Origin of the sequence: Methylocystis parvus, assembly GCF_049675845.1 — a bacterium.
GTDB lineage: Bacteria > Pseudomonadota > Alphaproteobacteria > Rhizobiales > Beijerinckiaceae > Methylocystis > Methylocystis parvus_A.
In genome coordinates this window covers 1,285,001-1,307,210 of the sequence record NZ_CP187161.1, presented here as the reverse complement: position 1 = coordinate 1,307,210, position 22,210 = coordinate 1,285,001, and the positions used below count along the sequence as shown (strand labels likewise).

Here is a 22,210-nt window from a genome sequence, read left to right as displayed (position 1 = left end):
CCGACAATTAACTATTCCCGGCGAGCCCCTCCTCATTTTTTCTATTCACCAGAACCATGGGAGCCACTTTCTTCCGCCTGCTCCCAATCAGAAGCTAGGGATGACCAATCAGGAGGGACTCCCTCCTTCCGTAGCCACGTAGCCCAGAATTTCGGATCGTCCGAACGGGGCCGTTGCGACTTCGCCAAATCGCGCACGCGGACAAGAACCGGAGTCGGTACGGCCCACCCTAAAAGGATAGCCTGTTGAGACGGGAGGGTCGGCAGCTCCCCCAGGAGCCCCCCAAGCGCATCCGGAACAAGCCGTCGTACGAGATTCTGATCCACGTCGTTGACGATGCGATGCAACAAGAAGGAATTGCATTGGGCAAGAACAGTCGGTGACAATTCCGAAGGTCGCTGAGAGGCTAGCATCAACCCGAGTCCGAATTTCCGACCCTCCCTCGCAATCCGTTCGAATGTTTGGCGACATAGGTCCGCCGCCTGCGCGCTGGAGCCAGCGTCGGCGTCCTTACGCACGAAACTATGTGCCTCTTCGAGTACCAGTACTGTCGGAAGCGAGGTGCTCGTTGAGTTCAGATGGCGCTGGAGCGCCTCAAAAACCAGACGCGATATGACGGCGACTGCCACGTGCATGACATCCGACGGTACGAGAGAAAGATCGAGGATCGCAAGTGGCTCGGGAGACTGATCGCTGGGGCCTAGCAGGTTGTCCAACCAATCACTCAATGATGCAGCGCCATCTGTGTCGATCACTGGCCGTAGCCCCGAGTCTCCGAGCATTACCTGAATGCGGTTGATCAAGGGCTCGACATTGTTGAGAGCTTGCCCGCCAGTTGCGAGAGCGACCTCGCGGATTCTATCTGGCAATGCCGCTACATCGAATCGAACCGGCGCATCCTCACTGATCTCACCGTGAGTGACTGTAATCGGAAAGGCATCTGCTATCGATCGAAGCGCCGTGAGGACGGCAACAAGATCGTTTGGTTGGAAGTCGTTGTAACCCGACGAACTAGAAGACGTCCAATGACGTGTACTACGCACTTGCTCAACAGGCGCACGCAAAGCAACTATCGCAGCCGCGAGATCAGCAGCCTCCGCTCCATACCCCGCCAACGCTGCTTGGTCCGTTTCCGTAAGCCCCAAGAGTCCTTCGAGGAGCGACCCGAAATCGCGTCGGCCCTGCCAACCGGTAACGCTTTGCGGCAAGTCAGCAAATAGCTGTTCAACCTGGCGGATATAGCCCAGATAACGTCTTATCGTCTGTGCTTTTGTCGCTGAGATAGATGAACCAACATTCCGCAGCTGCCGCAAGGAACGGAGCAACAATGGCCGCTGTACGCCCGGTTGAGCTGACGTAAATGCGGCCCACTCTTGCCCGTTCCAGAGCCACCCCGGTACAGTGAGAGGCTTTGCTCCTCCGGCACCGCCAACCGCGAACCGGCGTACAGGAATTAGTCCGTCTTTGAACGCGTCAGCGTATTCACCGTTTGGGTCGAGAATAATAAACCGTGTGTTGGTTGGGCCTGAGGGCACCCGTCCCTCGTCCTTCGCGGCCGCTGCTTCCAAGGACCAGCGGATTATCCCCGCCACAGAACAGGACTTACCACTCCCGGTGTTGCCGAGGACGGCAACATGACGACCAAAGAGCTTGTCGGGATGAACCCAGACGCGAGCATTTCCTGCAAATGGCGCAGTGCCGATTTGGACAAGCCTGTCATCTGACTTAGATTCGACGATCGACCGCAACTGTGCTGCGCTTGGCAGCAGGACAGGGTCTCCAACTGACGGCAACACGGGCACACCGCGCTCAAGCGCGTAGAGTGGCTGGTTATTCTCATCATTAGTTTCGCGGAACAAGGTGCCAAACGGGATGGTGACGATAATCCGAGCTGGAAATGGCAGGTCAACTAAACTTTCATCACGCTTGAATGACGGCGTTTTTGCAGGTGTTATTGAGATCTCCGCCTGCATGTCGGCGTCTTGCTCAGCGAACGAACGCAGATCTTGCTCGAACGAACCGCGGAATGTCATCACGTCGACCTTCTGCCCATCGGGGCCGACTTCGACAACTTCTCGGGTCACCAGGGTATCGGTGCCTTCCCAGACAGGAATCTCTCGCGGTGCATTGCCGGTTTGCTTGTCCTCGCCGGTGCCTTCATGCCCATCGCCAGCGTGTCCCGCCTCTCCAGCAGCGCCAGCCTTTCCCGGAGCGGCGTCCTTCTCGCGCGGGATCTTCAGTGGTATCGAGTAGTCATATTTTTCCTCGAAATACTCCGCGACGCCGCAAAAATCGAGAAGGAAATAATTCTTTTTCTCGTATTCTGTGTGGTCGATTTTGAACGTATATCGACGCGTGCCACGGCCTTTAATCTGAATGTATTCCGTCGGCGAGAAGATCGGCCGCATCAGCCCGATATTGAGAACGTCCCGACAGTTGTAGCCGGTCGAGAGCATGTCGACGGAGACGGCAATCCGCTCTTTGCGCTTACCATCGCGAAACTCTTTGGCGATCGACGACGCATCCTTGATGCGTGATGTAATGGTTACGGCCGACTCCGGCTGGAGCTCATTGAATATCTTCGTGAGTGTCGTCGCATGCGCCTGATTGACGGCAAAAACGATCGAGCGGCCCAGTTTGCCGGTCGGATCTTTCTGCGCCTCCTGTAGGAACGCCTCGCACATCAGCCGATTGCGCGCCGGCGTGAAGACTTTCCGCTCCAAGTCCTGAACCTTGAAATTTTCTTCCTGCTCATTGATCGTCACGGACCAACCGGAGTCGGCGAGCGCCTTGGTGGTGATGTCGGAGCGCACATCGAAAATCTTGGGCAGGCAGAGGAAAGGTCCTTCCGGATCTTTGACGGCGTCGACAAGGTCGTAACGGAATGTGGGGAATCCCGGTTTGCAGCCGAAGTAATGATAGGTGTCCCGTAGCTGGCGCGCTTCGAGCGACTTCGGGTCCTGTTCCCCGAGCTCCTCGATATTAATGTTTTTTAGATACGCCTTGGGGGTCGCCGTTAGCCCAACTCGCGTCGCTTGGAAGAATTGCACAACCTCCCGCGCGTCGCCGTAGATAGAGCGATGCGCCTCGTCGTTGATGACAAGATCGAAATAGAAGGGCGTGAACTCCTCCCTGTAGCGACGGTCGACCATCAGCGATTGGATCGTGGCGACGACGACCGATGATCCCAGGAGCTCGCCGGTGCGACGCGCGGTCTTGAAGATGACCGGCTTAAACTCCGGCAGGACGACGGCGAAGTCTTCCATCGTTTGCTTCGCCAGTTCGATTCGGTCGACAATGAATAGAACTCGCTCGGCGTTTCGGGTCTGCAAAAACCGACGGATGAGGGCGGCGCACAGAAGCGTTTTGCCGGTACCGGTCGCCATCTCCAGGAGAAACTTCCGCCCCCCTGCACCGTCGTACTGTTTGGCGATCTCATCGAGGGCAGCAATTTGATACCCGCGGAGTGTCAGGTCGTACTTCAGCTTGGCCATGTAATCTGGCCGCACGATCTCGCTCCCCAACGGCCGCGGGGGCTGCATATTTTTCAGCCGTACACGTTCGAGATCGTCGCGCGACGGCAAGCGCTCGATGCGATAGGCGTCGCGCTGATCGGCGCGCTCGTAATTCCAAAACCAGTGCTCGCGCCCATTCGACAAGATGACGAAGGGGGCCTTCAGGTTCTCCGCATACCCACGCGCCTGCTCCTTGGCGTCATACGGATCGAGCTCTTCCCGCTTCGCCTCAAGCACGCACAGCACGCGGCCGAGCTTATCCTTCAGCAGGTAATCCGCACGCCCCGAACCGGTGTGGAGCTCGAATGTGACTTGCTTCGGGTCGAGCAGATCCCACGCGCTGAATTCGAGCGCCTTGTCGATAAGGATGCGGGAGAATGCTTCGCTCTGTCCGTTCGTCATAGCAATTGATTCGGTGGGGGCTTCACAGTCAACTATACCACCGGCTTTTCCTACCGCACGCCTCGCCGCGACAGAGGCGCGACATCCCCCGCCAGGCCGGAATTGTGGGGATAACCCGGCGAGGCGTGGAACGAGCTCGGGTTATGATTCGCCCATGGATGACACGTCACGACATGCCGCGACCGGCCCCGACAACGACTTTACTCTGAGCATCGACGAGACCGTTGAACGCTACGCTCGCGCTGGGCTTCCCCGGACGCCGCGCAGCGTGCAGCGCTACTGCGCCAAGGGCCACCTCGACGCTCGACTGATTGAGACACCGTTCGGCGAGAAGTATCTCATCTCGCCCGCATCGGTTGATAAGCACATCGCCTACATCCAGGAGATCGCCGACTCGACGGGGCGCGACATGTCGCGACCCTTCGCGCAGGATGGCGCGGGCTATCCGCCGCGCGACACCGTACGACAAGAGCCGCCGACGATTGTCGACGAGCCGCGACACGTCGCGACCAATGTCGCGCCAGAGTTCTCGGGGAGCGACATGCCGCGCCCGCCTGCGACACCTGCCCCGGCGCAACACGACGAGGCGCGACAGGTCGCGACTAGCATTGCCGAGTCGCGCTATGTCGCTCGCCTGGAGAGCGAAGTCGATTTCCTGCGCGGACAGGTCGCGACAAAGGATGCGCAGATCAAAGAGCTCTCCGAGCGCAGCCGCGAGACCAATGTCTTGATCGGAGGATTGCAGCGGATGCTCTCTCCGCTCCTCGGATCACCAGACCCGCATAAGCCAGGACAGAGCTACGACGAGCGCTCGCAGCAGTAAGCGTTCTCCACAGTGTCGCGGCGTGTCGCGACCAGTTGCGCCCCCGCTGGGGGATATACTGACCGCATATGGACGCGGCTCCCGACAAGGAGAAAGCACAAGCTCAAGACAAGCTGTTCATGGAGAACACCTTGCTGCGCGTCGCCGGCGCGCTCTTCTGCCATGACGCAAAGCGCGCCGCGAAGAACACGGGCACCATCGAGCTCAACCGGGGAGTGAAGGAGAAGAACATCATCATCCGCCCCGATCCGGAACTCGGGCAGCCTGGTCCTCTGGCCCACAAGATTTTCGTCGCACTCGTCAAAAAGCACTCCGACTATGGTCGACCGATCCAAAAGGAAATCTCATTCACACAGCGTGAGCTTGGTAGGCTGATCGGCCGCAAGTCGTGGAGCGGACGAGACAGCGAACAGTTCTCCCGCGCCCTTCACGAAATCCACTTCACGTTCATCAAGGCGCACTTCCGCAACAAGGCTGGCCGCTTCATCGAGCAGTCCTTCAATATCTTCCCGGAGATCCTTTTCGAGCGCCGGGAGTTTTTGAGCGACCCGATCGAAGCTTGCACGATCACGCTGGCCGAGCCGATCATCGCTTCGCTCCAGGACGAGCACTTCACCTGCCTGAACCATGCTCTGATGATCAGGCTGGGCACTATCGGCCAGGCGCTGTACATGCGCAGCTTTTTCCATTTCGCGAACCTGTATGACGGCCGCAACAAAGCAAAGCTCAGCTTCAAGAAGCGCTACGACGACATCTGCAGCGAGTGGCTCGGCGGACTTAAGGTCCTCCAGCACCGGTCGAAGATCATCGGAGAGCAGCTTGGGCCGCACCTCGACCAGCTCGTGGCCGAAGGCGTCCTCGCCTCATATGCAATCGCCAAGTCGGCAAACTCTGACGACTTCATCGTCTCGTTCCGACCGGGGCCTGTATTCTTCCAGGACTATGACCGGTTCTACCGTCACCGGAAGCAGGGCGAGCTTCAGTTCGAGTTCCACGGCGAGCAGCGCGACATCAGCGAGCCGCTCCGCGTGGCACAACTTTTCGTCGCCAAGCGCACCGGCCAGCCGGTCGGCCAGATCGCGTCCTTCCCCTCGAAGGACGTAGCGACCGCCAAGGAGATCCTCCAGGTCATTCCGTTTGCAGAGGTCAGCGACTTCATCGACTACGCGCTCGCCGAAGCCAAGCGGACGAACTTCGACGTGCAGACTCTCGGCGGCATCCGTCAGTACCTCGCTGGCTACCAGGCCGCTAAAGCCTCCAGAAGGACGGCTAAGGCACAGCAGACATGCGCAGCGCAAGAACGGCAGACCGAAGACGAAAAGACAGCCTACGAGGCGTATAGGCGGAAAGAGGCGCGACGCATCCTCGCGACTCTGACCGCCGAAGAGCAGGCGGAAATCGACGCCGAAGCGACCACCAGGGCGGCGGCATTCTCAGGCTCGCTCCGGAAAATCATGACCGAGCGCAAGCGCGAAGAGATCGTGATCGAGCGTTACAGCGACTCGATTCCGTGCCTGGAAGAGTGGCGAGCCAGCCGGTAACGGAGTCCCAAAGGGGTGGGGGGTTTGACCGAAAACTGCGTGGGCGCAGGCCGGCAGGGTGGGTGTTTTGACCGAAAAAACGACCCGCCTAGCTGCCGTCGGATGGGTGTTTTCACCGAAGAGAGTGGGTGTTTTGACCGAAAAAGGTGGGTGTTTTGACCGAAAAAATCAAAGGCCGAAATCGGCGTTTCGTCGCTCCAGTCCTCGCTCGTTTGAAACCGACTCCGGCTCTCTAATATGTATTTAATATATTCAACACAGCGTGTGGCTTTGAAAGAAGGAGGAATCCGCCGCCATCCAGGTATCTACGAGGCAATCACCCGTTTGTACCCCTTGAATTGCGTTTATGCGAAAAGCTCCCCCGGACGGGCGTACGGGCGCGACAGGTCTCCGCGCCGCGACACGTCGCGACAGGACAGGAGAAGCCGCGGCGTCGCGATCTCCTCCGCAGATCTAGCCTTCGAGGTTAAGGGCGGTTAGGTGTTCTCGCCAGCCAGCCGACGCGCGCCGTCACACAAAGCGGTCGCAACTTCCGCCGCCCAGGAATCGCGATCGTGTGGACGTAAGGCCCCAGTCTCACTTCGAGAAGAAAATTTCAACACAATGAAAGTGGCGACTTGTCAAACAGACCGCCTGCTTCAAAGTCGAATTTTTGTCGGGAAAAGCAGCTGTACAAATTGCAGACGATCGAGAGCGGCGGTGGGGTAGGGGGGAGGGGTTGTGATAGAATGCCCGCATATGGACAAGAATACCGCGGACATTCTTGAGGCAGTGAATTTCATCAAGGATCACATGGCGACGAAAGACGACCTTGGTGATGTGCGCGCCGAATTGAAAGGCGATCTTGCCGGGCTGCGCACGGAATTTGAGGAATTCCGCGAAGAGACCCGTGAGAATTTTGCGTCGCTGCGCGCCGAAATCCGCGACATCAGGCATCGGCTCGACGCGCTCGAAGAAGCTGCGCGCAACAGCACTGGGCTCACGAAGGAGATAGATCACTTGATGGAGCGCATCCGCGCAATTGAGAAGCACCTGGGTATCCAACAAAAGATTGCAGCGTAGCAATCGGCAGGGAATGGCTCAACAGAGCCATTTTCAAGCGTCGCACAATATCTGTTTCGCGACACGAAATCCTAGAAAGTCAAGGCGGCCGCCCCTTTCATTGCCGCATTTTTGCTCAGCGCAGGAGCGCGCGCGGGCGGAAAAAGTAGCCGAATTTATCCACTCACCGCGCCGAATGCGCGATTTCGCTTGCTATAATTCCCGTATATGCACGCCATCGCCGCGTTCTTCGCGGGCATCCTTGCTTCGCTGAGCGGATTGATCGCGCCGACTATCGCCACCAACTCGCCCGCTCATGTGCGGACGACCCAGCCAGCAGCCGCAGCCCTCACGCAGACAGCGCCTGCCGACAGTCCTTTTAGCGATCCTGCGGCAGCGTCGCCCGCAGCGGCAGCTACCCCTGGCACCGCCCCCGCGCCGGTGCAGACAGTCATCACTCAGCCAGTCATCGAGCGCATCATTGAGCGCGTGGTGCCGCAGGGCGGCGCGAGCATATCCACAGAGACCCTAGCCGCAATCCTCGCGGACTTTGAACGTTCGATCAGCTCCCGTATCGGGCCGCTCAATCCCCTACCTGTCGTGATCCCGGCTCAGGTTGCCGCCAGCGGCAACCCCGGCACCTACGCCTTCTTCCCTGCCTCGCAACGCATCGACCAGCTCACGAACACCATGATCAGCACGCCGACGATAACCGGAGGCACGATCAGCAACGCGTCGATCAGCGGAAGTATCTCGGGCTACCTTCCCCTCTCGGGCGGCACGCTCACGGGAGCACTTTCTGGTACCGACCTCTCGCTCTCCGGCACTCTCTCGGCAGGGACCCTCGTAGTCTCGTCGCTGTCGACCGGCGGCGCACTTACTGCCCCAAACTTCACCGCAACATCGACCAGCGCGACGAGTACGTTTGCGGGGCCACTGTCCATTTTGGGAACTCCCGTCTTTAGCGGCGGCTTCCTGAGCTTTACCGCAAATTCAACCACCACCATCCCCAACAACACCCCATACGCCTGGACGATCGCCACTTCCACTACCGGTACGCCGCTTTTGAGCATCGATACTACGAGCGGTTCAGAAAGCGTGTCGTTCGGCTCCGCTGGCTCCGATGTGATCATTGGCTCCTCTGGCCAAGCGGCAAATCTCCTCTTCCAGGAGAACTCGACTATTTCAGGTATCGCTCCTGGCCGGACGATCACCTTCGGCGCAAATAGCGATATCCTCAATTTTGCCGTGAATGTCGGTTTCGGGACGACAACGCCGCTCTCGAACGTCGCCATCTCAGGAGGCGCGTCGATCGGCGCTGATTACAACATCGCGGCTCCGACCAACGGTCTCATCGTTCAAGGCAAGGTCGGAGTCGCGAATTCATCGCCGTTCTACCCGCTCGATGTGACTGGCTTCATCAACAGTGCCGCGGGCGGATATAAGATAGACGGCGCAAACGCGCTCTACGCTTCATCATCCGCTTCGTATCTCGTCGCCGTCGGCCCTGGAGCAGGAGCAGCCATTCTTTCCAGCGCAACGTCGAGCGACCCGACCTCCGGCCCCTACAACACTGCAGTCGGTTACCAGGCACTCAATCTCGCTACCTCCAGTCCTTATAACACCGCGGTCGGCTATCGTGCGTTCAGGAGCCTGGTTGCACAGGACGGCACATTCGGTGGCACTGCTGTCGGCTACCAAGCCTTGACCGCCAACACTACCGGAACGGCAGTCGACGCTTTCGGCTATAACACACTCTCGACTAACACGACAGGCAGCAATAACGCAGGCCTCGGCACTCGCGCTCTCGAAAGCAACACGACCGGGTCGAACAACGTAGCGATTGGATTCCGCGCCGCAAGTAAGAATGTCACAGGTTCTAGCAACATCACCATCGGCATGGATGCCATGCGCTTCGCGACGTCCTCTCACAGCAGCAACGTCGCAATTGGCTACTCGGCGGGCCTAGGAAACAGCGCCGATTACGCAAACTCAACGGGCAACGTTCTCCTCGGACATCAAGCCGGATACATGTTCGGCAATGGCTCGAATTACAACACGCTCATCGGGTATCAGGCAGGGTACGATGTCACGACAGGCTCTCACAACATCATCCTCGGCGACTGGACGACGACCGCGGTCGGCCCGACCACCGGCTCCAACAACGTCTTCATCGGTCAGGCCGTGCGCTCCGGCCTCTCGCAGAGCGGGAGTAATCAGCTTAACATCGGCAACCTCATCTTCGGCTCCGGGCTTGCGACGGACGCAACTCTCTCCACCGGCAACGTCGGTATCCGCCTGTCCTCTCCCACATATCCGCTCGATGTCTCGGGCGCAGGCCACTTTTCCTCGTACCTCGACGCCTCATACATTGTCGCGACTACATCCTCGGCCACGAGTACCATCGCTGGCGGCTTTACAGTTGGCTCTGCCACATCACTCTTTTCGGTCTTCAATAATGGCACCTTTTCAACCACCCTGGATCCCGGCATATCCCGCATATGGACGTTCAACGGTCAGCACTTTCTCTCGGCATCCACCACCAGCAACGTCGGAAATATTGCTTTTGGCTATAGGAGCGCTTCGTCGCTGGATAGTAGCGGAGGCACGCTTAACACCTTCATCGGTACACAAGCCGGCCAGGCTGCCACCTCCACCGGAAGCAACACTGGCATCGGCTTTCGCGCGCTTTCAAATGTGTCAGCGGGCCCGAATTCTTGGAACGGCTCAAGCAACACTGCGATTGGCGCGAACGTTGGCGCAAATATAACAACTGGCTTTTACAACAACCTCTTTGGTGTAGGAGCCGGAGCAGCGCTTTCCACGGGTGCCGCAAATACACTCATCGGTTACAACGCAAATTCCGCGCTCACCACTGGATCGCACAATGTTGCAATCGGCGGTCTCAACTCTGCCGTTGGCACACTGCGCTATAACGTCACCGGCAGCAGCAACACCGCGCTCGGCGCGGGCGCATCCGCCTACAACGCTTCCGCCACTAGCACGACAGCTGTCGGCTTTCAGGCCGCATACGGCAATGGCGCTCAGTACAATAATCAGGGCGGAACGGTAATCGGATATAACGCGGGGTACGGCTTCCAGGCAAATTCCGACTACAACACCTTGCTTGGATACCAAGCCGGTTACAACATCACCACGGGCAGCAACAACATCTGGATCGGCACCGCGACTTCCTCTAACGCGATTGCCAACCTCACCACTGGTTCTCAGAACATCCTCATCGGCAACAACATCTCGCTGCCAAGCGCGATCGCAAGCGGCCAGCTCAACATCGGCAACATCATCTTCGGCACCGGCGTCACGAGCACTGGCTCGACAGTGTCGAGCGCGAATATCGGAATTGGCACCAGCTCCCCTACTGCCCAGCTGCACACCACCGGCACCGTGCGCTTCTCCAATTTCGGCGCAGGCACACTCACGACAGACGCGTCGGGCAATGTGTCCGTCTCATCCGACGAACGCCTCAAGTCGATTGACGGCGCATTCACCCGCGGCCTCGCCGACATCGTGAAGCTCTCCCCCATCAGTTACCACTGGAACGACATCTCCGGGCTCGATAAGATGACACAGTACTCCGGCTTCTCAGCACAGAACGTCCAGGCAGCCATCCCTGAAGCTGTCGGATCGAGCACGAGCGGCTATCTCACCCTCCAGGATCGCCCGCTTATTGCAGCGATCGTCAACGCCATCAAGGAGCTCGCACTGCAAGTCGGAGATTTCGCCGACCGGATCACCACAAAAGAACTTATCGCGACCAATGGCACCTTCCAACACGTACGCGCCGGGGATGTGTGCGTTGATAGGTCCGACGGCACACCGGTCTGCATCACCGGAGATCAGCTGGCGGCTCTGCTCGCGGCTGCTGGTCAGCAGACAGTCCCTACACCCCTACTAACGCCACTTTCAACGCCGATTATCCCGCCCGTGATTCAGGTCAACGGTGCGAACCCCGCTGTCATCCAAGTCGGCGATACCTATGCCGACCTAGGCGCACAGATCACCGGCCCCCAGCAGGATATCAATCTTGGCTTCAGCACCTTTCTTGACGGATTGAAAGTCGACCAAATCCAGCTCGACACTTCCGCCACATCCACACACACGATCGACTACGTCGTCACCGACACCTTTGGTCAGACGGCGACCGCAACGCGCGTGGTGCAGGTGATTGACGCATTTCAATGATTATGTCCGCATGCAAGCTCTTGAGCATCCTACTAATCGCAGCGAGCGTGATGCCGGTCTTCGCCGATGCTTCGTCCGTCCGACTTAAAAATGGGCGCTTGACCAAAGGTACGCGCTTAAGCGGCATGAATAGGACATACGGCGCACCCACCCTCTCGACCATTTCCGCGGGCAGCCCTGCGGCAGCATCTGCTAAGATCGTGTGGCGTACGAATACTTCGTCTGATTCCAAGGTTGTGTACGGCACCACGACCGCATATGGGCTCACAGCGACGAGCAGCAGCATGGTCGGCGCGCACTCCACCACACTCATCCGCCTCTCCCCTGCCACCACGTACCATTACGTGGTCGTTTCAACCGACACACTCGGTAGAACGTCGACCTCGACCGACCGGACATTCACTACGTCATCAGTACGGATTGGCGTCGGCATCGCAAGTGCCCTCTATCAGCAGCAGAATTTCACGATGCCGGGTCACAATGATATTGATTATCTGAGCTCTCGCGGATTCTCGACCATTCGTTTGTATCTGTGCTGGCAAAAGATTCAGCCGAGTCTCAACACGACCCTGGATGCAACGTATGTCTCAGAAATACAATCACTAATGAGCTATGCTGCTTCACAGAACATCGACGTGATTCTAGATATTCATAATAACGGCCGCTACAGCACCGACTCTGCGAACTGCAGCGGTAACGCGACTGGAGACCCGATCGACAGCGCGCAAGTCCCTATCAGCTCTTTCGCCGATCTCTGGACCCGCATGGCAACGACATTCTCGGGCAGCCCGGGACTGCATGGATACGGCCTCATGAACGAGCCGCATGATATGCCGTCGAGTTCCTCGTGGCCAAATGCGGCGCAAGCTGCAATCAACGCGATCCGAGCGATCGACGCGACGACAACAATCTATGTCGCTGGCGATGCGTGGGACACGGCGGTAAATTGGGCGACGGTCAACCCGTCATTTCCGCTTTCCGATCCTTCGAACAGCCTAGTGTACGAGGCTCACGTCTATTTCGACAATGCAGGCGGATACTACCCGACGTCGTTCGAACAGCAGGGAGCGTCGCAGAATATTGGTATCCAGAGAGTATCTTCCTTCGTGACATGGCTCCAGCAGCACAATGCAAAAGGATACATTGGCGAATTCGGCATTCCTTCCGCCTCGTCACCGCAGTGGGATCCAGCCTGGCTGGGCGTCACACAAAGATTCATGACGTATCTAAAAAGCAATAACGTCGACATGTCCGTGCATAGTTTTGACACCTATCAGACCGGCGACTATATCGGCACGAACGGAATGTGGTCATGGGCGAATCCGTATTACTACCTGCTAAACATTGCTCCTGTCTCGAACGTCAATGACGCGTTTCCGCTCAACGAGTCCGGCACCACACCACTGCTCGATCTCCTCACAACGTACACCCTCGGGCACTGACGTCTCCGTTCAACGCCTTCATCATGAGCAACGCGGCACCGTGGCACGCACCGTCATCGTCTCCCTCGCCGACACGGGCAACCCCTTTGATTCATCAGCGGAAGCCATGAACGACAGCGCCTCGTCGACCGACCAATCCATCGCCCTTTAATCCGCGCCCACCGCATCGCGCACCCGTGAAGCGGTATAATGCTGCTTAGCAGCCTCCCCCTCCCCATTCGGCGCACGACTAGCGCGCGTCGATTGTGAGGAGGAGCAAACCAATGACAGGTTCGTTGACACGGAGGCGGCCATGCACATAGCCGCCGTCTACGAGAACGTCACCAAGTCCATCATTGCCGAACTCGAAGGAGGAACCGCACCATGGGTGAAGCCATGGAAGAGCGGCACGCGCGTCGGCATTATGCCGGCCAACGCAATCACAGGCCATCACTACCGCGGCATCAACGTCCCGATTCTCTGGCACGCAGCCGATGAGCGCGGCTTCCCCACCAACGCGTGGCTGACCTTCAAGCAGGCGCTCGATGGGGGCGGCCATGTCCGCAAGGGCGAGAAAGGCACGCAGATCGTCTTCACGAAGCGGATCAGCGTGACCGACGACGATGACGAGGCACGCCAGATTTCCATGCTGCGCGCGTTCACCGTGTTCAACATATCGCAGGTGGAAGGGATCGAGACGCTGGCTCCCCTGCCGGAGCCACCGCCGCCTGGCGCAGTCGAGACATTCGTCTCGGCGACCAGCGCGGACATCCGCCACGGCGGCGACCGCGCCTGCTATGCCCCCTCTCGGGACTTCATCTCGCTGCCGAATGCCAGCGACTTCGAATCAGAGCAGCACTATGAAGCGACCAAGCTGCACGAGCTTGTTCACTGGAGCGGCAACGAAAAGCGCCTCAAGCGCGACCTCGGACACCGCTTCGGCACGAGGGCGTATGCGGCCGAGGAGCTCATCGCCGAACTCGGCGCGGCGTTCCTGTGCGCACATCTCGGTGTGGAGGGACGCCTTCGTCACGCCGAGTACCTCGCGAGCTGGTTGTCGCTCCTCAAGGAGGACGACCGAGCGATCTTCACCGCCGCATCGAAAGCGAGTGCCGCGGCGGACTACCTGCGCTCTTTTTCAGAAAACGTTGAAGAGTCAGCATGAACAACTTCGACGCCAACAAGCCGCGAGCCCGCATATTATGCGGGCTCGCTTTCTTGTGGTACGCACATACGCGATGCCGATACACGTACGCTACATGGCTCTCCAATAGTTCGCTTCGGGCAACGAGCGAACGGTCGTTCGATAATCAGGGCAGAGACGACGAGTTGGAAATGTTCCTGGCTTCCTGCCAAAAGTGTGCGCGATCCGCGCTTCGGGATGTTTGGAGAGAAACAACCGGAGCACAAGAAGGAGATCCGCAGCATACTTCGATGCGTCCAGGTCGATCGCCGCGCGAAGATCTCCGACGATCAGCTTGCGTACGGCGATAGGGCCGCGCCACAAATTCAACGCATAGCTCGACAGCAGCGATCGATGCCTGGCGGAGAGGATTGCACCCGTGAAGAGCTCACTCGTTTCGAGTGCTGCGAACTCTGCGCATTCTTCAAGGGTAATCATGGGAATGCCTCCGCGTACGACGACCATCATTCATTGTTTCGTTATGTGCTGACCCCCGTGTTGCTCGCTGTTGCCTGCATCGCCGCACACAGGCTGCGCGCGAGCGTGGCAAAGAGCCGTCGAGGAATGCGTCTGTTCTACCAGGGCATTGTGAACGTGCGATGGCGTTGATCGCACGAAGTCATTAAGAAAATTTAATCGCGCTTCGATGGAACCCTCGCTTCTACCGTCCCGCTCGTGGAGGTACCGGCACCCACGCACGTTCGCCCCGCACGCCGTGCAGACGAACAAGCGCTCGCGGACTCCGTGCACCACACTGCCGACACACGAGACGCCGACGGACGGCTGATACGAAGCCGTCCGCTCCATGTTGCTCAACCAACGCGAGCACATCGACTTGCGATAGTCGCCGACAATTCCGACACTCGAACGCCAAACTCCCACGCTCGACGACTATCCGCAGCGTCCATCGATCAACCGGCAACTCGTTACAATCGATGATCGACATCTGCGCCGTATCACATGTTCCCTGTTTGTTCGCAAGCCCAAAAACGTCACAGAGTTTGTTGTTGGGGCACTATTTTTCGCTTCCATATCCAAGTGCATTGTTGATCGCGATAGCAGGCGGTGCACCACCGCGAACGGTTTCGTCAGTCGCTTTTGGGACTACAGAGAATGTCCCCCCTCACGGAGGACACGCCATATGACGAACATCGAAGACCGCATCGCGCTCGCAAAGGAGCTCATCCGCAAGCGCGAGGAGATAGACCAGCAGCTCGCGGAACTTTTCGGCGGGCACGCGCCGAAGAAGCAGAAGTGCTCGATTTGCGGAAGCACCGAGCACACCGCGCGCACTTGCCCGCAGAAGGCTCAGTCGGAAAGACCGTCGCAGCCGGCGACCGCAGCCATCCCGACCTCATTCGACGCGCTGTCGCGCCTCACGGCAAGCGACCAGGAGCACGTGACTATTTGACGTTCAGACGCCCTCGCTGCCGACGCGCGGCGAGGGCGGTTTTCAATCGCTCATTTGATCTACGAGGACGTCGACGACCTCATTGCATGCGACCACCTGGTTCGCGTCGCCGGCACCCGCGATCGTGAATCCCCGCCGGTCGCAGTTCAGCTTCACGACCCCGCCCGAGTAGACAGTCACGGCTCCGCCGAAGACTGACACGTGCGCTCGCTTCCCCGTGGGTATGCGGAAGAGTGGGCTGCTCTGGCCTGGCTCAAGGTGGAACGAGCTTCCCTGCGCGACCACCTGCGGCAGTACCGCGGGCGTTGAGACTGCCGCAGGCTTCGGTGCCACGCGTGGCGCAGGACGGGCAGGGGCCTCGGGAATTGCATCTGCCATACCGGAACTGCTGCTGTTATCTCGTACGCCCCCCGTCTCCCTTGAGACCGGCGCGGCCGGGTCGCTCGAAAACGCGAGCCGCGCCCCCAAGATCAGGACGCCAACGAAGCAGACCACCGCCGCGCCGGAAAAGAGGAGGCGCAGCCCGTCCTGGATCGCCCCGTATGCGAGGACGGAAAACAAGAAGAGGAGCAGTGTGAACACGATGGTCAGGAAGACGAGCATGTCCCGAGCGTAGCCATCACGAGGACGTGAGTCGATGGCCGTCAGTCTCAGACCTTCTCTCGTGCATTCTGCCACTGGAAGCGCGCGCCGATCTCTGCTATTTCGAGACTGTCGTTTCGACGCGCGATGGCCAGCTGTTTTCGAGACTAAGAAGAGACTGGGCAAAGTTGCGGGCTTCGTAACAGGCTGAAAAGAAACGATTTGCGGGCGTAGTTCAGTGGTAGAACGACAGCTTCCCAAGCTGTATGTCGAGGGTTCGATTCCCTTCGCCCGCTCCAACGCCGCAATATTCGCCCGCCTTGGCTCTGGATTCCCGCTCCTGCGGGAATGACAATGAGCGGCCTCCCGGTTAGAAGTCGGCCGATAAGGCGGGCATGACCGCCGCCATTCGCCAGGGAATTACGCTTTGACCGCCGCCACCCATGCTCCCGCCGCGCCGCTGAGCGCCTTCCGTTCGGGCCCGCTTTCGGGCCGCGTCCGGCCGCCGGGAGACAAATCCGTCTCGCATCGCTCCATGATCTTCGGCCTTCTGGCCGTGGGCGAGACGAAGATCGAGGGGCTGCTGGAGGGCGAGGACGTGCTGCGCACCGCCCAGGCCGCGCGCCAGCTCGGCGCCAAGGTCGTGCGCCATGCGCCGGGGAGCTGGAGCGTCTGGGGCGCGGGGCTGGGCTCCCTGCTGCAACCGACCGAGACCCTCGATTTCGGCAATGCCGGCACCGGCTCGCGGCTGATGATGGGCGTCGTCGCCGGCCATCCGATCGTCGCCCGCTTCGACGGGGACGCCTCGCTGCGCAAGCGCCCGATGCGGCGTATCCTCGATCCGCTCGCGCTGCAGGGCGCGCAGGTGCTGGAGCAGGCGGAGGGCGGCCGTCTGCCGCTCGTGCTTCAGGGCTCGGCCGAGCCGCTGCCGGTCGAATACAAGACGCCCGTCGCCTCGGCGCAGATCAAGTCCGCCGTGCTGCTCTGCGGCCTCAACTCGCCCGGACGCACTGTCGTGATCGAGGCGGAGGCATCGCGCGACCATACCGAGAAGATGCTGGCGCATTTCGGCGCCAGGGTCGTAAGCGAGCCGCATGGCGCGCATGGCCGCAAGATTACGCTGGAGGGCCGGCCCGAGCTTGTGGCGCGTCCGGTGCGCGTGCCGGCCGATCCGTCCTCGGCCGCCTTCCCGCTGGTCGCGGCGCTGATCGTGCCGGGGTCGGACATCGTCGTCGAAGGCGTGATGACCAATCCGCTGCGCAGCGGCCTGCTGACGACGTTGCAGGAAATGGGCGCCGACATTTCGCTCGACAACAAGCGCGAAGAAGGCGGCGAAGAGGTTGCCGACGTGCGCGCGCGCTTCTCGTCGCTGACCGGCGTCGACGTGCCCGCCGAACGCGCGCCGTCGATGATCGACGAATATCCGATCCTCGCGGTCGCAGCGTCCTTCGCCAAGGGCGAAACGCGCATGCGCGGACTCTCCGAACTGCGCGTGAAGGAGTCCGATCGCCTCGCCGCGATCGCCGCGGGCCTGAAGGCGAATGGCGTGGACTGCGAGATCGTCGGCGACGATCTCATCGTGCGGGGCGGGGCCGTGAGCGGCGGCGGGATCGTCGAGACGCATCTCGATCATCGCATCGCCATGAGCTTCCTGGTCATGGGCCTCGCGGCGCGGGAGAAGGTGACGGTCGACGACGAGACGATGATCGCGACGAGCTTCCCTTCGTTTCGTCCGCTGATGGAGGGCTTGGGGGCGCGCTTCTCGTGAGCTTCGTGATCGCCATTGACGGGCCGGCGGCGTCCGGCAAAGGCACGCTGGCGCGCAAGCTCGCCGAGCATTACGGCCTGCCGCATCTCGATACGGGCCTGCTTTATCGCGCCACCGCCTGCGCGCTGCTGGACGAAGGCCTGCCGCTCGACGATCTCCACGCGGCGGTCGAGGCGGCGCGCGGCCTTTCCCTTGTCGATTTCGACGAGGCGCGACTGCGCGCGCGCGAGATGGGCGAGGCCGCGTCGGTCGTCGCGGCCATGCCGGCGGTGCGCGCCGCGCTGATAGATATGCAACGCGCCTTCGCGGCGCGTCCCGAGGGCGCCGTGCTCGATGGCCGCGACATCGGCACGGTGATCTGCCCCGATGCGAGCGTCAAGATTTTCGTGACCGCAACACCCGAGACTCGCGCGCAAAGGCGCGCGCTCGAGCTCGCGTCGCGCGGCGAACCCGTCGACTACGCCGCAATTCTCGATGATGTGAAAAAGCGCGACGCCCGCGACAGCGGACGCAGCGCCGCGCCGCTGAAGGCCGCGGACGACGCCGTGACGCTGGACACGAGCGAACTCGACCGCGACGAGGCTTTCGCAGCCGCGGTGGCGATCGCGGAAAAGGCGCGGAGCGCTTGAACGAAGCGCGACGCGTCTTTCGCTTCGCGCCGTCTCCCAACGGCTATCTGCATCTTGGCCACGCTTATTCGGCGTTGCTGAATTTCACGCTGGCGCAGCAATGCGGCGGGCGCTTCCTGCTGCGGATCGAGGATATCGACCGCGGCCGCGCGCGCGCCGAATTCGAAGCGGCGATTTTCGAAGACCTCTCCTGGCTGGGCCTCCAATGGGAGACGCCCGCGCGTCGCCAGTCCGAGCATTTCGACGATTACGCCGGCGCGCTGGAGCGGCTCGACGCGATGGGGCTCCTGTACGCCTGCGACTGCAAGCGCTCCGATATCGCCCATTTCGCCGCCGCCCATGCCGACTGGCCCCGCGACCCGGATGGCGCGCCGCTCTATCCGGGAACCTGCCGGGACATGCCCCGTCGCCCCGCGCGCGAAGTGTTGGCGCAGGGCGGCGTCGCGCTGCGGCTCGACATGGCGAAGGCGGCCGGGCTGGCGGGGGAGGGGGTCGGTTGGCGAGAATATCACGATCCCTGCGATGCGATCCCCTCCCTCCCCCTTGCGGGGAGGGCAGGGTGGGGGGAGCCACATTCACGTTCGGCATTGTCGACCCCCACCCCTAGCCCCTCCCCGCAAGGGGGAGGGAGAAGCGGCTCGCCTCCGGGCGGCGGCGATTTCATCACCATCCCCGCCGACCCGTCGCAATGGGGCGACGTCATTCTGGCGCGCAAGGACACGCCTGCGAGCTATCACATCGCCGTCGTCGTCGACGACGCTCTGCAGGGCGTGACCGACGTGGTGAGGGGGCGTGATTTGTTCCAGGCGACCAGCCTGCATCGGCTGTTGCAGCGTCTGCTCGATTTGCCGGAGCCGCGCTACCGGCATCACGGGCTGGTGCGCGACGAAGGCGGCGAGAAGCTCGCCAAGAGCCGGGGATCAGAGACGTTGCGCGCCTTGCGGGAGGCGGGGGTGAGCGCGTCGGAAGTCCGCCGGCGCGTGGGCTTCTGAAGAGCCCGGCCTGATTGGCCCCCTCCCTGGCCCTCCCCCGCAAGCGGGAGAGGGGACGCTCGCGATCAGTGCAGCCGACGAAGGCTTCAATCCGCTCCCTCTCCTGCAAAGCGGGGGAGGGTGGGGAGGGGGCGGTTCAGCCTACGACGATGATTCCCACGTGCGCCCCCACACAGTCTCAGGCGCTCCGCGTCGCTACCTTCCAATCATCGGAATTCAAAAGCGGCGCGGAGAAAGAAAATGATCAACGCGATCCAGACCATCATCGACCAGGAAGTCGCTCTCGCTATCCCGGCGGCCCATCTGACCCCGCGGGCCGACCTCTATGCGCTGGGCCTGAGCTCATTCGACGCCATCCGCCTGCTGGTCGCGATCGAGCGCGCCTTCAAGGTCGAGCTGCCCCGTGAGATGCTGAAGCGCGAGACCGTGGCGAGCATCGCTTCCATCGCAAAGGCTGTTGCGGCGGCGAAGCCCGCGCAGGCCGAGATTCGCCTGGCGGCCTAAGAAATTCCATTCATTCGGGAACCCAGAAAATGTTCGCCGTCATCCAGCGCGTCATCGACCAGCAGGCGCGCCTCGCCATCCCGGCCTCGGACATTTCGCCGGGCGCCGATCTCTACGAAATCGGATTGACCCCATATTCCGCCGTCCGCGTGCTGCTGGCGCTGGAGCGCGAATTCGGAATCGAGCTGCCGCGCGCGCAGTTGAAGCGCGAGACCATGCAGTCGATCGAAGCGGTCGCTTGGGCCTTTCATCTCGCAATGGCGGCGACCGCGACGCATGACGCGGCGTAGCGGTTAGCGGCTCGCCGTCGGGGTCAGGCCCGTCGGACCGCGCGCAACCTTGCTGCTGTTCGGCGCCTTCGCCATCAGCGAGTCGATCCGGTCGCGCTCTTTCTTGAACTCCATCAGCATGCGGCCCTCGATCTCGCGCGTGCGCGCGAGCTTCACGCGCATGGGATCGACGAAGTGGCCATTGACCATCACTTCGTAATGGAGATGCGGCCCCGTCGACAGGCCGGTGGAGCCGAGGAAGCCCACAACCTGGCCCTGCTTGACGCGAATGCCTTCCGTGATGCCGCGCGCGAAGCCGGACATATGGTTGTAGGTCGTGATGTAGCCATTGGCGTGCTGGATCTCGACGCGGCGGCCATAGCCCGAGTCCCACTGGGCCTTGATGACGGTGCCGTTGCCGGCCGCGAGAATGGGCGTGCCGATGGGCGCAGCCCAGTCGACGCCCGTATGCATCTTGTAATAGCCGAGGATCGGGTGACGGCGCATGCCGAATCCCGAGCGCGTCTCGCCGATCGAGATGGGCTTGCGCACGAGGAATTTGCGGCTCGAACGGCCGTTCTCGTCGTAATAATCCACGAGGCCGTCGTCGGGCGTCTGGAAGCGGTAATAGCGATAGGTTTCGTTGCGCGTGGTGAGCGACGCGTAGAGGAGCGAATCGCGATTTGGCCCCGAGCCGTCCTCCGGCTCGTCATAGAAGAGGTCGAGCGAGTCGCCGCCCGAGACGCCGCGTTGCAGGTCGACGTCATTGGCGAAGACGCGCACGAGCTCGTTCACGATGGGCTTGGGAACCTGCTGCTTGAGCGCGGTCTCATAAAGCGAGTCGTAGAGGCGCATGGCGCCGGAATCGTCGTCGTCGCCCTCGGTCGCAAATTCGTCGATCTGCTGGACGCGCTTGGGCGCACGGCGAGAGACGGCGGTCGGCGCGGTGGGCGTCTGCACGAATGTGCCCTTGTCCGTCGCGGCGACGATCGATTCGATCTCATCGTCGTTGTAAACGGACATGCGCGCGAGCTGCATATTCTTGCCCGATCCATCGAAATCCGCAAAGAGCAGCTTGACGCGCTGGCCTTCGCGAACCGGTTCGCGCTTGCCCTTATAGGCGGCCGCGACGGCGGCGATGCGGGCCCGGGGCACGCCATTGGCGGCGAGAATGTCTTCGAGACCCTCGCCGTGGCGCGCCACGGCGAGCTTTTCTTCCATCTGCGTCGGCTGCGGCGTGTCACGGGGCGCTATGGTGACGTTCTCCGGCACCATGCGCACCTCGATGGACGAGAACGGGGCCGTCAGCGACGTGCCGGGCGTAGCGTAAGCGAGCGCCTGCGGATCAATGGCGGCGGCGCGGCTCGTGCGCGACAGCAGCATCTGGCCGGGCAGGGGAAGGGCCGCCGCCTTCGGGCCAGCCGCGATCGAGCTTTTCACCTGCTCGAGCACCTGCGCCTGCGCCTCGTCGAAAGAAAGCAGAGCGCTTTGCGCCTGGATGTCCACGGAGGACAGATCCTTCGTGACGAAGGAGACCTCCGCCTCGTCGAGCGCCATGTCCGACTCGCCGCCATTGTTCTCCGGCGCGCGCGGGTCGCTCACCAGCTTGAGCGGATTGAAAGCCGGCACCTCGTTGGCGAAGCTCGTCGGCGCGAGCGTCAGCGTCGCCGCCACATGGGTGAAGGCGCGTGTGCGGACAACTTCCTTCTCGCCCGATTTCGAGGTCGTCGCCGCTCGGAAGGTTTGCTTGGCGGCGACGACGTCGACCGCGCGCATGAGGCGGTCGCCCTTCTTGGGATTGACGACGTTTCCTTCCGCCTCAACTTGGCGAGGGGCTTGAGCGCGCTGCGGCGCTTCAGCGAAGCGGGTCTGCTGATCGAGCGCCGTATAGGCCGCCGCGCTGATGAGCAACGCGCCGGAAAAGCC

Annotated in this window: 16 protein-coding genes and 1 tRNA gene (1 of these 17 only partly in view); 13 read left to right on the top strand and 4 right to left on the bottom strand. The window is 61.0% G+C overall.

Going from position 1 to position 22,210, the window contains the following annotated elements; translation table 11 throughout:
- Positions 1 to 41 precede the first annotated feature (41 nt).
- Positions 42 to 3,917 (bottom strand): DEAD/DEAH box helicase family protein, encoded by a 3,876-nt coding sequence (locus ACPFMJ_RS06845; protein ID WP_424363078.1) that lies wholly within the window; start codon positions 3,915 to 3,917, stop codon positions 42 to 44.
- 154 nt (positions 3,918 to 4,071) lie between these two features.
- Between ACPFMJ_RS06845 and ACPFMJ_RS06840 the strand changes: the two genes are divergently transcribed.
- The 6 genes from ACPFMJ_RS06840 (at position 4,072) to ACPFMJ_RS06815 (ending at position 14,111) form a co-directional block, all read left to right on the top strand.
- Positions 4,072 to 4,740 carry a hypothetical protein gene (locus tag ACPFMJ_RS06840; protein ID WP_424363077.1) on the top strand — a complete coding sequence of 223 codons (669 nt, stop codon included), beginning with the start codon at positions 4,072 to 4,074 and terminating at the stop codon, positions 4,738 to 4,740.
- 68 nt (positions 4,741 to 4,808) lie between these two features.
- Positions 4,809 to 6,281 (top strand): hypothetical protein, encoded by a 1,473-nt coding sequence (locus ACPFMJ_RS06835; protein ID WP_424363076.1) that lies wholly within the window; start codon positions 4,809 to 4,811, stop codon positions 6,279 to 6,281.
- 738 nt (positions 6,282 to 7,019) lie between these two features.
- Positions 7,020 to 7,343 (top strand): hypothetical protein, encoded by a 324-nt coding sequence (locus ACPFMJ_RS06830; protein ID WP_424363075.1) that lies wholly within the window; start codon positions 7,020 to 7,022, stop codon positions 7,341 to 7,343.
- Between the two features lie 207 nt (positions 7,344 to 7,550).
- Positions 7,551 to 11,525 carry an immunoglobulin-like domain-containing protein gene (locus tag ACPFMJ_RS06825; RefSeq protein ID WP_424363074.1) on the top strand — a complete coding sequence of 1,325 codons (3,975 nt, stop codon included), beginning with the start codon at positions 7,551 to 7,553 and terminating at the stop codon, positions 11,523 to 11,525.
- A 50-nt stretch (positions 11,526 to 11,575) separates the two neighbouring features.
- Positions 11,576 to 12,967 (top strand): glycoside hydrolase family 5 protein, encoded by a 1,392-nt coding sequence (locus tag ACPFMJ_RS06820; protein ID WP_424363073.1) that lies wholly within the window; start codon positions 11,576 to 11,578, stop codon positions 12,965 to 12,967.
- A 292-nt stretch (positions 12,968 to 13,259) separates the two neighbouring features.
- Positions 13,260 to 14,111 (top strand): ArdC family protein, encoded by an 852-nt coding sequence (locus tag ACPFMJ_RS06815; protein ID WP_424363072.1) that lies wholly within the window; start codon positions 13,260 to 13,262, stop codon positions 14,109 to 14,111.
- Between the two features lie 90 nt (positions 14,112 to 14,201).
- On the opposite strand, the gene ACPFMJ_RS06810 is transcribed toward ACPFMJ_RS06815, so the two are convergent.
- Entirely contained in the window at positions 14,202 to 14,597 is a 396-nt protein-coding gene (locus tag ACPFMJ_RS06810; protein WP_424363071.1) for a hypothetical protein, read from the bottom strand.
- Positions 14,598 to 15,270: 673 nt separating this feature from the next.
- Here ACPFMJ_RS06810 and ACPFMJ_RS06805 point away from each other — a divergent pair.
- Entirely contained in the window at positions 15,271 to 15,540 is a 270-nt protein-coding gene (locus tag ACPFMJ_RS06805; RefSeq protein WP_424363070.1) for a hypothetical protein, read from the top strand.
- A 42-nt stretch (positions 15,541 to 15,582) separates the two neighbouring features.
- Here the strand turns inward: ACPFMJ_RS06805 and ACPFMJ_RS06800 are convergent, their stop codons facing one another.
- Entirely contained in the window at positions 15,583 to 16,143 is a 561-nt protein-coding gene (locus ACPFMJ_RS06800; protein WP_424363069.1) for a hypothetical protein, read from the bottom strand.
- A 203-nt stretch (positions 16,144 to 16,346) separates the two neighbouring features.
- Between ACPFMJ_RS06800 and ACPFMJ_RS06795 the strand changes: the two genes are divergently transcribed.
- The 6 genes from ACPFMJ_RS06795 (at position 16,347) to ACPFMJ_RS06770 (ending at position 20,305) form a co-directional block, all read left to right on the top strand.
- Positions 16,347 to 16,421 (top strand) — tRNA-Gly (locus ACPFMJ_RS06795).
- 128 nt (positions 16,422 to 16,549) lie between these two features.
- Entirely contained in the window at positions 16,550 to 17,890 is a 1,341-nt protein-coding gene (gene aroA / locus ACPFMJ_RS06790; protein WP_424363068.1) for a 3-phosphoshikimate 1-carboxyvinyltransferase, read from the top strand.
- Complete coding sequence (gene cmk, locus ACPFMJ_RS06785) at positions 17,887 to 18,519, top strand: (d)CMP kinase (RefSeq protein WP_424363067.1); 633 nt, start codon at positions 17,887 to 17,889, stop codon at positions 18,517 to 18,519. Before aroA ends, cmk begins: the two co-directional genes overlap by 4 nt.
- Positions 18,516 to 19,511, top strand: a complete 996-nt coding sequence (locus ACPFMJ_RS06780; protein ID WP_424363066.1) for a glutamate--tRNA ligase family protein — start codon at positions 18,516 to 18,518, stop codon at positions 19,509 to 19,511. The genes cmk and ACPFMJ_RS06780 overlap by 4 nt, the downstream gene beginning before the upstream one ends.
- 240 nt (positions 19,512 to 19,751) lie before the next feature.
- On the top strand, positions 19,752 to 20,015 hold the full coding sequence (locus ACPFMJ_RS06775; protein ID WP_424363065.1) for an acyl carrier protein: 264 nt from the start codon (positions 19,752 to 19,754) through the stop codon (positions 20,013 to 20,015).
- A 29-nt stretch (positions 20,016 to 20,044) separates the two neighbouring features.
- Positions 20,045 to 20,305, top strand: coding sequence for a phosphopantetheine-binding protein (locus ACPFMJ_RS06770; protein ID WP_424363064.1), 261 nt, complete (start codon positions 20,045 to 20,047; stop codon positions 20,303 to 20,305).
- A 3-nt stretch (positions 20,306 to 20,308) separates the two neighbouring features.
- Here ACPFMJ_RS06770 and ACPFMJ_RS06765 read toward each other — a convergent pair whose 3' ends face one another.
- Positions 20,309 to 22,210, bottom strand: the 3' portion of a protein-coding gene (locus tag ACPFMJ_RS06765) for a M23 family metallopeptidase (protein ID WP_424363063.1). The gene runs 162 nt beyond the window's last position; 1,902 of the gene's 2,064 nt are visible here — the last part of the coding sequence; its start codon lies off the right edge, out of view; it ends in the stop codon at positions 20,309 to 20,311.

Excerpts from the sequence above, each read along its gene's own strand:
- ACPFMJ_RS06845 (WP_424363078.1), bottom strand. The coding sequence starts at position 3,917 with ATGACGAACGGACAGAGCGAAGCATTCTCCCGCATCCTTATCGACAAG.
- ACPFMJ_RS06840 (WP_424363077.1), top strand. The coding sequence starts at position 4,072 with ATGGATGACACGTCACGACATGCCGCGACCGGCCCCGACAACGACTTT.
- ACPFMJ_RS06835 (WP_424363076.1), top strand. The coding sequence starts at position 4,809 with ATGGACGCGGCTCCCGACAAGGAGAAAGCACAAGCTCAAGACAAGCTG.
- ACPFMJ_RS06830 (WP_424363075.1), top strand. The coding sequence starts at position 7,020 with ATGGACAAGAATACCGCGGACATTCTTGAGGCAGTGAATTTCATCAAG.
- ACPFMJ_RS06825 (WP_424363074.1), top strand. The coding sequence starts at position 7,551 with ATGCACGCCATCGCCGCGTTCTTCGCGGGCATCCTTGCTTCGCTGAGC.
- ACPFMJ_RS06820 (WP_424363073.1), top strand. The coding sequence starts at position 11,576 with ATGCCGGTCTTCGCCGATGCTTCGTCCGTCCGACTTAAAAATGGGCGC.
- ACPFMJ_RS06815 (WP_424363072.1), top strand. The coding sequence starts at position 13,260 with ATGCACATAGCCGCCGTCTACGAGAACGTCACCAAGTCCATCATTGCC.
- ACPFMJ_RS06810 (WP_424363071.1), bottom strand. The coding sequence starts at position 14,597 with ATGATGGTCGTCGTACGCGGAGGCATTCCCATGATTACCCTTGAAGAA.
- ACPFMJ_RS06805 (WP_424363070.1), top strand. The coding sequence starts at position 15,271 with ATGACGAACATCGAAGACCGCATCGCGCTCGCAAAGGAGCTCATCCGC.
- ACPFMJ_RS06800 (WP_424363069.1), bottom strand. The coding sequence starts at position 16,143 with ATGCTCGTCTTCCTGACCATCGTGTTCACACTGCTCCTCTTCTTGTTT.
- ACPFMJ_RS06775 (WP_424363065.1), top strand. The coding sequence starts at position 19,752 with ATGATCAACGCGATCCAGACCATCATCGACCAGGAAGTCGCTCTCGCT.
- ACPFMJ_RS06770 (WP_424363064.1), top strand. The coding sequence starts at position 20,045 with ATGTTCGCCGTCATCCAGCGCGTCATCGACCAGCAGGCGCGCCTCGCC.